At 71.4% G+C, this 9,630-nt stretch carries 9 protein-coding genes; 1 reads left to right on the forward strand and 8 read right to left on the reverse strand.

Annotated elements, in window-relative coordinates:
• The 8 genes from JHN45_RS47665 to rsmI all read right to left on the reverse strand — a co-directional run.
• Window positions 1-806: nitrate- and nitrite sensing domain-containing protein (locus JHN45_RS47665; protein ID WP_236584895.1), on the reverse strand; the 806-nt coding region annotated here is incomplete at its 3' end.
• Window positions 807-947: 141 nt separating this feature from the next.
• Window positions 948-1,727 (reverse strand): MHYT domain-containing protein, encoded by a 780-nt coding sequence (locus JHN45_RS47670; RefSeq protein WP_201055680.1) that lies wholly within the window; start codon window positions 1,725-1,727, stop codon window positions 948-950.
• Between the two features lie 193 nt (window positions 1,728-1,920).
• Entirely contained in the window at window positions 1,921-2,850 is a 930-nt protein-coding gene (locus JHN45_RS47675; RefSeq protein ID WP_201055681.1) for a 4-(cytidine 5'-diphospho)-2-C-methyl-D-erythritol kinase, read from the reverse strand.
• Window positions 2,851-3,732: a 16S rRNA (adenine(1518)-N(6)/adenine(1519)-N(6))-dimethyltransferase RsmA gene (gene rsmA / locus JHN45_RS47680; protein WP_200714255.1), complete on the reverse strand. Its 882-nt coding sequence runs from the start codon at window positions 3,730-3,732 to the stop codon at window positions 2,851-2,853.
• A 108-nt stretch (window positions 3,733-3,840) separates the two neighbouring features.
• Window positions 3,841-5,130, reverse strand: coding sequence for a resuscitation-promoting factor (locus tag JHN45_RS47685; RefSeq protein WP_201055682.1), 1,290 nt, complete (start codon window positions 5,128-5,130; stop codon window positions 3,841-3,843).
• Between the two features lie 120 nt (window positions 5,131-5,250).
• Window positions 5,251-6,129, reverse strand: a complete 879-nt coding sequence (locus tag JHN45_RS47690) for a TatD family hydrolase (protein WP_200714253.1) — start codon at window positions 6,127-6,129, stop codon at window positions 5,251-5,253.
• A 47-nt stretch (window positions 6,130-6,176) separates the two neighbouring features.
• A complete protein-coding gene (locus tag JHN45_RS47695; RefSeq protein ID WP_201055683.1) occupies window positions 6,177-6,608 on the reverse strand; it encodes a hypothetical protein in 432 nt (143 codons plus the stop codon).
• 281 nt (window positions 6,609-6,889) lie between these two features.
• Complete coding sequence (rsmI, locus tag JHN45_RS47700) at window positions 6,890-7,741, reverse strand: 16S rRNA (cytidine(1402)-2'-O)-methyltransferase (RefSeq protein ID WP_200714251.1); 852 nt, start codon at window positions 7,739-7,741, stop codon at window positions 6,890-6,892.
• Window positions 7,742-7,836: 95 nt separating this feature from the next.
• Here rsmI and JHN45_RS47705 point away from each other — a divergent pair, with 95 nt between their 5' ends.
• Window positions 7,837-9,579, forward strand: a complete 1,743-nt coding sequence (locus JHN45_RS47705) for a dolichyl-phosphate-mannose--protein mannosyltransferase (RefSeq protein ID WP_201055684.1) — start codon at window positions 7,837-7,839, stop codon at window positions 9,577-9,579.
• Window positions 9,580-9,630 lie beyond the last annotated feature (51 nt).

Genomic DNA, 9,630 nt, shown 5'->3' on the forward strand with positions numbered 1-9,630 from the left:
AACAGGCACTGCTCGGCGCCGCCCGCACCGGGGGCGAACTGACCAAGGAGCAGTACGCGCTGTTCGTCGGCGCCGAGCAGTGCCTGTTCCTGGGCAACTGCCTCGCGGGCCCTGGACAGTTCGAGCACGACGCGTGCCTCGGAGGCGTCGGCGGCGGTCTTGTCGCCGGTGAGGGCGCCGGTGACGGAGAAGCCGTGCTCGACGATCGTCGAGTAACTGGCGTAGGTGGTCGTCGACTTGGCGCCCTTGGCGGTGGCGCTCGCGCGCAGCGCCGCGAGGCCGGTGGCGTCGGCCTCCAGTTTGTCGATGCGGCCCGGCAGCGAGGAGTCGATGAGGGCCGCGTCGGAGCTGGAGTCGTTGACGCCGTCGCGGAGCGCGGCGGCGGCCGTGTCGGTGGCCCTGGCGGCCGACGTGAAGGCGGCCGGGGCGTCGGCGTGGCGCAGGGCGGCGGTCCGCTCGCCCTGCACGGCGGTGATGAACTCCGCGACGGGGGTGAGGAGTTCGGAGTTGACGTCCTTGGCGGTCTCGGTGTCNCCGAACTCCTCACCCCCGTCCCGGCTTTCACTACCGCCCTGGAGGCCGAGCAGAACGCCGCCCTGCCCCGCGGTGATGAACTCCGCGACGGGGGTGAGGAGTTCGGAGTTGACGTCCTTGGCGGTCTCGGTGTCGGCGATGCTCGACGCGGTCGTCACCGCGGCGAAGCCCCACAGGGCCATCAGGGACACGACGGGCAGCATCAGCAGGGCGACGATCTTCGCGCGGACGGATCTGGGGCGCAGTCGGGCCGGTGCGCGCAGCACACGCATGGGGGACCTCGTTCGGGAGGGGAAGTGCGGGGTGGTTCGTACGGCGCGTTCGACATACCGATCGACGGTCGGCACCCACACCCCGGAGAGGTGGGGGCCGTTGCCGTAAGGGCAGTTGAAGGCAGGGCGGCCGAAGTCGGCTCAGACCGTGGCGAGTTCGACGTCGCGCAGCAACTCGGCCGCGAAGGCCGACTCGTGGCGCCTGCCGGTCGGGGAGAGGGCGACGTACGCGGAGGCCAGGAAGAGGAAGGAGCCGAGGACGACGGCGAGCGGGAAGATGAACTCCGTGGCGGTGGCGCCGGAGAGGTTCGCGCTGCTGGGCGCGAGGGTGACGCTCACGGCGTACATCCCGGTGTAGTGCATGGTGCTGACCGCGAGTCCCATGACGAGGGCGGCGAGCGTGGCGAGGACGGGGCCGCGCACGATCAGGGTGAGGGTGAGTGCTGCGGTCGCGGCGACGACGGCGATCACGACGGAGGCGATGACCAGCCGGGGGTCGTAGTCGATCTCGCCGTGCAGGTCGAGCGCGGCCATGCCGGCGTAGTGCATGGCGGCGACGCCGAGGCCGGTGCCGAGTCCGCCGAAGGCGACCGAGGTGACGCGGGAGCGGCCGTATCCGGCGGTGAAGACACCGGCGGCGACCACGCCGATCGACATCAGCAGGCTGAGGACGGTGAGCGGGACGTCGTAGCGGATGGGGGTGCCTTCGACGCTGAAGCCGAGCATGGCCACGAAGTGCATGGTCCAGATGCCGGAGCCGATGGCGACGGAGGCGAGGGTCAGCCAGTTCCGTTTGGAGGCGCCGTCCGCCTCAAGTGCCCTTACGGTGCAGCGCAGTCCGAGCGCGGCGCCGACGCAGGCCATCGCGTAGGACAGGACCGGGGTGACCCAGCCGGCGCTGAAATGGTCCATGTGGCCCATGGGGAGGTTCCTCTCGGGCGTGGCGCGGCGAGACCGCGCGCGCAGGGAGTACCGCCGGTAACGAGGACCGGGGTCGGCTGATCATGCCAGCCGCACCCTGTAGGACATAAGCCGCGAAAGGGACCTTGAGGTTGATTGGCGAACATTAAATCAATATGGTTTCGATAACACCGCACATGCGCATTTTCGCAGTTCAGGCGGGGTTTTCGTGGACCTGGTGTGAAGGTCGGGCGATCACGGTCGCACCCGCCGCCGGACCCGCCGCCGTACGTACCGTCCGGCATGTTCCCGAGGCCGTCAGCGCCTCCGCGACCTTCGCCGCCGACCCGGGGTCGCGGGCGAGGAACGCCGTCGTCGGGCCCGAACCGGAGACCAGCGCGGCGAGGGCGCCCGCGGCACGGCCCGCGGCGAGGGTGTCGGCGAGTTCCGGGAAGAGCGAAAGGGCCGCCGGCTGAAGGTCGTTGGAGACGGCGGCGGCCAGCGCGTCCGGGTCGCCCTTCGCGAGCGCGTCGAGGAGCGGCTGCGAGGCGACCGGTTCGGGGATGTCGACGCCTTCCGCCAGGCGGTCGAACTCCCGGAAGACCGCCGGGGTGGAGAGTCCCCGCTCGGCCATCGCGAACACCCAGTGGAAGGTGCCGCGGGTCTCCAGTGTCGTGAGCTTCTCGCCGCGCCCGACGCCCAACGCCGCCCCGCCCACCAGGCTGAACGGCACATCGCTGCCCAACTCGGCGCAGATGTCCAGCAGTTCGGCCCGCGAGGCACCGGTGCCCCACAGCGCGTCGCACGCCACCAGCGCGCCCGCGCCGTCCGCGCTGCCGCCCGCCATGCCGCCCGCGACGGGGATGTCCTTGGCGATGTGGATGTGCACGGCGTCGCTGCGTCCGTACCGCTCGGCGAGTGCCACGGCCGCCCGGGCCGCCAAGTTCGAACGGTCCAGGGGGACTTGGGCCGCGTCCGGGCCCGAGCAGGTGACGCGGAGTTCGTCGGCCGGGGTCACGGTGACCTCGTCGTACAGGCCGACCGCGAGGAAGACGTTGGCCAGGTCGTGGAAGCCGTCGGGGCGCGCCGCGCCGACCGCGAGTTGGACGTTGACCTTGGCGGGGACCCGTACGGTGACGCTCACTTACTCGGACTCTCCCTCGTGCTCTGCGACCTTGTGTTCCGCGATGCGGGCGAACTCCTCGACCGTCAACGACTCACCGCGCGCCTGCGGGGACACCCCGGCCGCGACGAGCGCCGTCTCGGCCGCCGCCGCCGAGCCCGCCCAGCCGGCGAGCGCGGCCCGCAGCGTCTTGCGGCGCTGCGCGAAGGCCGCGTCCACCACGGCGAAGACCTCGCGGCGGTCGGCGGTGGTCTTCAGCGGTTCCGCCCTGCGGGTGAGCGCCACGAGGCCGCTGTCCACGTTCGGCGCGGGCCAGAAGACGGTACGGCCGATGGAGCCGGCCCGCTTGACCTCCGCGTACCAGTTCGCCTTCACGGACGGGACGCCGTACACCTTCGAACCGGGCGGGGCGGCCAGCCTGTCGGCGACCTCGGCCTGGACCATCACGAGCGTGCGCTCGATGGTCGGGAAGTGCTCCAGCATGTGGAGCAGGACCGGTACGGCCACGTTGTAGGGGAGGTTGGCGACCAGGGCGGTGGGGGGCGGGCCGGGGAGTTCGGTGACCTGCATCGCGTCGGAGTGGACGAGCGCGAAGTGGTCCGCCCGCTCGGGCATGCGGGCGGTGATCGTCGCCGGTAGTGCGCTCGCCAGGGTGTCGTCGATCTCTACGGCCGTCACGTGGGCGGCCGCTTCGAGCAGGGCGAGGGTGAGTGAGCCCAGGCCCGGGCCCACCTCCACGACCACGTCGTCCGGGCGGACGTCTGCGGTGCGGACGATGCGGCGGACCGTGTTCGCGTCGATCACGAAGTTCTGGCCGCGTTGCTTGGTCGGGCGGACGCCCAGGGCTGCCGCCAGTTCGCGGATGTCGGCGGGGCCCAGGAGGGCGTCGGGGTTGCTGCTCACGTACCTAGGTTACGGGGCGGTTCTTCGTCTGCCGGTCGGCTGTGGCTGGTCGCGCAGTTCCCCGCGCCCCTGGGGATGGGGGCTGCGCCCCCTGTCCCCCATCACCGCTCAGCCGTGCAGTCTCGTTCCGCAGTGCGGCCAGGGACTTGACCCCCTGCGCACGTACAGCTTCTTCGCCCGGAACGTTTGCTCCTCCGCGCTCGCGTCCTGCGGACGGCCCGACCCTCCCAAGCTGTGCCAGGTGTGGGTGTCGAACTGGTAGAGGCCGCCGTAGGTGCCTGAGGGGTCGACCGCGCCGGGGCGGCCTCCGGACTCGCAGGTGGCGAGGCCGTGCCAGTTGAGTTGGTCGGCGCCCTGTACCGAGGTGGGCATCGGTTTGGTGCCGACCTTCACGAGTTGGGAGCGGGGTTCGCGGACCAGTTCCTCGTCGACGCGGCGCGGTTTCTCCTTGACGCCGTTGACCGTGCGCAGGGCGTAGGTGACGCGGCGCAGGCCCGGTCGGCCGGCGCGTTCGACGACCTCCGTGCCCTTGAAGAGGGTGGGGTCCTCGGTGCGTTCCACCGCGAAGGGGATCGCCTCCTCGCGGATCTCGCGGGTGCCGGTGACCCGCAGGACCGTGATCGTCTGGCCGTCGCGCGGGAAGTTCGCGGGCGGGACCGAGGTGGTGTCCTCGCCGTGCAGGCCGATGCCCGCCTCCTGGACCGCCTCGCCGACCGTCGCCGCGTTGGTGCGGATCGTGCGGGCGCGGCCGTCGGCCATGATCGTGACGGTGCGTTCGGTGCGTACGTCGAGGGCGAGCCCGGCGCGGCCGATGGGCTGGGAGCGGGAGGTCGAGAGGTAGGCGCCTTCCGCGCGCACGCCGAGTTGTTCGAGGGCGCCGTCGACCGTCCGCGCCGTCGTCCACACCTCGCGCCGCTGCCCGTCGATGGTGAGCCGCACGGGGCGGCCGTAGCGGACCGCGACCTCGTCGCCGCTGGCGAGGTCCGCGTCGCGGCCGGGGGCCACCACGTCGTGCTCGCCGACCTCGACGCCCTGCTGGGCGAGGAGTTCGGTGACGTCGTCGGCGAAGGTGTGCAGGGTGCGCGGCTTGCCGTCGACGCTCAGCTCGATGGCCTTGTCCTTGGCGACGAACGCGGTGGTGCCGCCGGCGAGGAAGGCGACGACCAGGGCCTGCGGGACCAGGCGGCGCATGGTGGAGGCGGTGGAGGCCGTACGGTCGGCTCTTCGTCTGCGGTCCGCGCGGCCCGGCGCGACGGTCACCGCCTGGCGCGGGAACACGGGCTCCGGCGCCTCGTAGGCGGCGCGGTACGTGTCCTCGTACACCTCGGTGGGCCCGTCGGTGTACACATCGGCGCGCACACCGCGGTCGTACGTCTCGTAGGTCTCGTAGTTGCTCACGCCGACACGCTCCAGAAGGCCAGAAGGGTCCGGATCGGGCCAACAGAACCTAGCGGAGCGACCGTCACTCTCCAAAGCGACGCGGCTACTCAGGGTTGTGTTCGAGTGGGTCCTGGAACCTCAGTAACCAAAGGCGCGGGCCGTGTTGGCCGCCAGTGCCGTCGACAGGGCGTCCTCGTCGATGCCCCGGACGGCGGCCATCGCGCGGACCGTGACCGGAATGAGATAGGGCGCGTTGGGCCGTCCGCGGTAGGGGGCCGGGGTGAGGAAGGGGGCGTCCGTTTCCACCAGGACGAGTTCCAGGGGCGCCACGGCGAGCGCGTCGCGCAGGTCCCGGGCGTTCTTGAAGGTGACGGTGCCGGCGAACGACATGAAGTACCCGGCGCTCGCGCAGAGTTGGGCCATCTCGGCGTCGCCGGAGTAGCAGTGGAAGACGGTCCGCTCGGGGGCGCCCTCCTCCTTGAGGACGCGCAGGACGTCGGCGTGGGCGTCGCGGTCGTGGATGACCAGGGCCTTGCCGTGCCGCTTGGCGATCTCGATGTGCGCGCGGAAGGAGAGTTCCTGCGCCGCCTTGCCCTCGGGTCCGGTGCGGAAGTAGTCGAGGCCGGTCTCGCCGACGCCCTTGACGTGCGGGAGTCCGGCCAGACGGTCGATCTCCGCGAGGGCCTCGTCGAGGGCCGTGTCACCGCCAGGGGTACGCGCGCCCTGCCTCGACCAGCCGTCGGGGTCGCCGTGCACGATGCGCGGGGCCTCGTTCGGGTGGAGGGCGACCGTCGCGTGGATCGCGTCGTGGCGGGCGGCCGTCTCGGCGGCCCAGCGGGAGCCCTTCACATCGCAGCCGACCTGCACGAGCGTGGTGACACCGACCGAGGCCGCCTTGGCGAGCGCCTCCTCCACCGTGCCGGACTGCATGTCGAGGTGGGTGTGGGAGTCGGCGACCGGCACCCGGAGGGGCTCCGGGAGCGGAGGCGCCGCGTTCTTGTCACTGGAGGCAGGCATGCCCCGATCCTACGAAAGGGGCATGCCCGCCCGGTCGCCGGAGGCGGTCAGCTCGCCTTGCGGTGGTGGTGGAACGGGTGCAGCAGGTCGGACAGGTGCCAGTGGTGCTCGACGGGCTCCTGCCCGGCGGCCGCGGACTCGTCCGTCGAGTCCGTGGTGCCCTCCGCCGCGGCCCGCGGCCGGGGCGCCTGGTACTGCCGCTGCGCCGCGTCCCGTACCGACGACACCTGGCCCGCCCGCATGATGCGCACGACATGCCCGTCGCAGTTGTGGCACGCGGGGCGGCTCAGGGGCGACGGCACGACCTGGCCGTCCGCCACGTACATCACGAACTGGTGGCCGTCGGTGTCGACGTGGTGCTCTATCTCGTATGCCTGCTCCCAGCCGTGCCCGCACCGCATGCAGGCGAAGGAGTACGACTCGTTCACCACGGCGGTGGCAGCGCCCCTGAGGCCGGTCTGCCCTGCGATCTCACTCATGCCAGCTCCTGCTTGCTTTCCGCTGGACAAGCGCCCCCGCGAGGGGATTCCCCCCGGAATCCCGATGGAGGCGAGGAACGGGTGCGTCCCTCATACCAGTGGACGCCTCCGGCAGGGCCAACGCACCAGACCTGTCGTCTGTTGGAGGCGATTTGGACTTTCCTTGTCGAATCGCCCTTCCGACCCGGTCGGGACTTTGCATTCGGCGACCGCGCTTTGCCCCGCCATGGGGCGCCCGCTCATGGGAGGAGCGCCCTGCTCAGAGGGGATTCCGCCCCAGCTCAGAGGGGTTTTTGCGCAGTCTTCGCCGCCACCACGGCATCGAACACCTCGCGCTTGGGAACACCCGCTTCGATCGCGACCGCGGCGATCGCTTCCTTTCGCCGCTCGCCCGCCTCCTCGCGCACCCGCACCCGCCGCACCAGTTCGTCCGCGCCGAGTTCCTCGGCCTGTTCCGGCGCCCCCTCCACCACGACGGTGATCTCGCCGCGAACGCCCTCCGCCGCCCACGCGGCCAGCTCGCCGACCGGGCCGCGCTTGATCTCCTCGTACGTCTTCGTCAGCTCCCGGCAGACGGCGGCCCGCCGCTCCGCGCCGAACGCCTCCGCCATCGCGGCGAGGGTGTCGTCGAGCCGGTGCGGTGCCTCGAAGTAGACGAGGGTGCGCCGCTCGGCGGCCACCTCCCGCAGCCGCGACAGCCGCTCGCCCGCCTTGCGCGGCAGGAACCCCTCGAAGCAGAACCGGTCCACCGGCAGCCCCGACAGCGCGAGCGCGGTGAGCACCGCCGACGGCCCCGGTACGGCGGTCACCCTGATGTCCTTCGCCACGGCGGCGGCGACCAGCCGGTACCCCGGGTCGGAGACGGACGGCATCCCCGCGTCGGTCACCAGCAGCACCCGCGCGCCGCCCACCAGGGCCTCGACCAGCTCGGGGGTCCGCGCGGACTCGTTGCCCTCGAAGTACGACACGACCCGCCCCTTGGGCTGCACACCGAGCGCCTGGGTCAGCCGGCGCAGCCGCCGGGTGTCCTCCGCGGCGACCACATCGGCCCCGGCCAGCTCCTCCGCGAGCCGGGGAGGGGCGTCCTGCATGTCGCCGATGGGGGTGCCCGCCAAAACAAGGGTTCCAGTCACGTTCCCATCCTCGCAGGGCCGACAGATCCGGACGCATCCGGACCGAGACCGCCCATGCACGGGACTCACACAGCGCTGTTCCCTACGATGGCGCGGTGACCAGTACCGCGTCCTCCACGGACACCCGGCAGGGCCAGGCCCCCCAAGAGCAGCGGCCGTCGTGGCAGCAGCGGCTGCGCCGTTTCGGCTACACGGCGGGGCCCAGAAGCGACGTACGGGACCGGCTGGTGCCGCCGTACGCGGAGCCCAGCCCCCGGCTGTGGGCGTCGCTCGGCTTCTCGCCGGGGCTCGTCGACCGCATCACCCGCTGGTCGGCCTGGGGCGGCCCGCTGCTGGTCACGCTGATGGCCGGGGTGATGCGCTTCTACCACCTGGGCAGTCCGAAGGCGGTGATATTCGACGAGACGTACTACGCCAAGGACGCCTGGGCGCTGGTCCACCGCGGCTTCGAGGTCAACTGGGACAAGAACGCCAACGACCTGATCCTGAAGACAGGCGGGCACGTCTCGATCCCCACGGACGCGGCCTACGTCGTGCATCCGCCGGTCGGCAAGTACGTCATCGGCATCGGTGAGCTGATCTTCGGCTTCAACCCCTTCGGCTGGCGCTTCATGACGGCGCTGCTCGGCACGCTGACCGTGCTGATGCTGTGCCGCATCGGCCGCCGCCTGTTCCGCTCCACCTTCCTGGGCTGTGTCGCGGGCGTCCTGATGTCGCTGGACGGCCTGGCCTTCGTGATGGCCCGCACCTCGCTGCTCGACGGTGTGCTGATGTTCTTCGTGGTGGCCGCGTTCGGCTGCCTGCTGATCGACCGCGACAAGGCGAGGGAGAAACTCGCGGCGGCACTACCGGCCGACGCCTACGGCCGCGTCCGCCCCGACGCGCACACCGGCGACACCCTGTCCTTCGGCTGGCGCCCTTGGCGCTGGACGGCGGGCCTGCTGCTCGGCCTCGCGATCGGCACCAAGTGGAACGGCCTGTACATCACGGCCGCCTTCGTCGTGATGATGCTGCTGTGGGACGTCGGCTCCCGCAAGGTCGCGGGCGCCCGCAACGCGTACGTGGCGGTCCTGAAGCACGACCTCGGACTGGGCTTCGTAGCCACGATCCCGGTCGCCGTCGCCGTCTACCTGACCTCCTGGATCGGCTGGATCCTCTCCCCCGCGAACGGCACCGGCGGTTACTTCCGCAACTGGGCCGCGACCGACGGCAAGGGCGGCACCTGGAGCCACGTCCTGCCGGACTGGCTGCGCAGCCTGTGGCACTACGAGCACGAGGTCTACGAGTTCAACGTCGGCCTGCACTCGCCGCACACGTACATGTCCAACCCCTGGAGCTGGCTGGTCGACGGCCGCCCGGTCTCCTACTTCTACGAGTCCCCCTCCCCCGGCGCGGACGGCTGCCCGGTCAACGCCGGCGACAAGTGCGCCCGCGAGGTCCTCGCGATCGGCACCCCGGTGCTGTGGTGGGCGGCCTGCTTCGCGATCCTCTACGTCCTGTGGCGCTGGGCGTTCCGCCGCGACTGGCGCGCGGGCGCGATCGCCTGCGGCGTCGCGGCCGGCTACCTCCCCTGGTTCCTCTACCAGGACCGCACGATCTTCTTCTTCTACTCGATCGTCTTCCTGCCCTTCCTCTGCCTCGCGGTGGCGATGCTCATCGGCGCGATGATCGGCCCACCGGGCTCCAGCGACACCCGCCGGGTCACGGGCGCGGTCGGCGCGGGGGTGCTGGTCCTGCTGATCACGTGGAACTTCATCTACTTCTGGCCGCTGTACACGGGGACGTCGATTCCTATTGATCAGTGGCGGTCTCGGATGTGGCTGGATACGTGGGTGTAGGTGGGGGGTGTGGGGAGGGGGCGCGGCAAGTGGCCGCGCCCTCTTGGTTGT

This window comes from Streptomyces sp. MBT53, from assembly GCF_016654115.1.
In the GTDB taxonomy this organism is placed as follows: domain Bacteria; phylum Actinomycetota; class Actinomycetes; order Streptomycetales; family Streptomycetaceae; genus Streptomyces.

Bases quoted from the DNA above. Each gene is read 5' to 3' on its own strand.
- JHN45_RS47670 (WP_201055680.1), bottom strand. From the start codon at position 1,727: ATGGGCCACATGGACCATTTCAGCGCCGGCTGGGTCACCCCGGTCCTG.
- JHN45_RS47690 (WP_200714253.1), bottom strand. From the start codon at position 6,129: ATGCCTGCCTCCAGTGACAAGAACGCGGCGCCTCCGCTCCCGGAGCCC.
- JHN45_RS47695 (WP_201055683.1), bottom strand. From the start codon at position 6,608: ATGAGTGAGATCGCAGGGCAGACCGGCCTCAGGGGCGCTGCCACCGCC.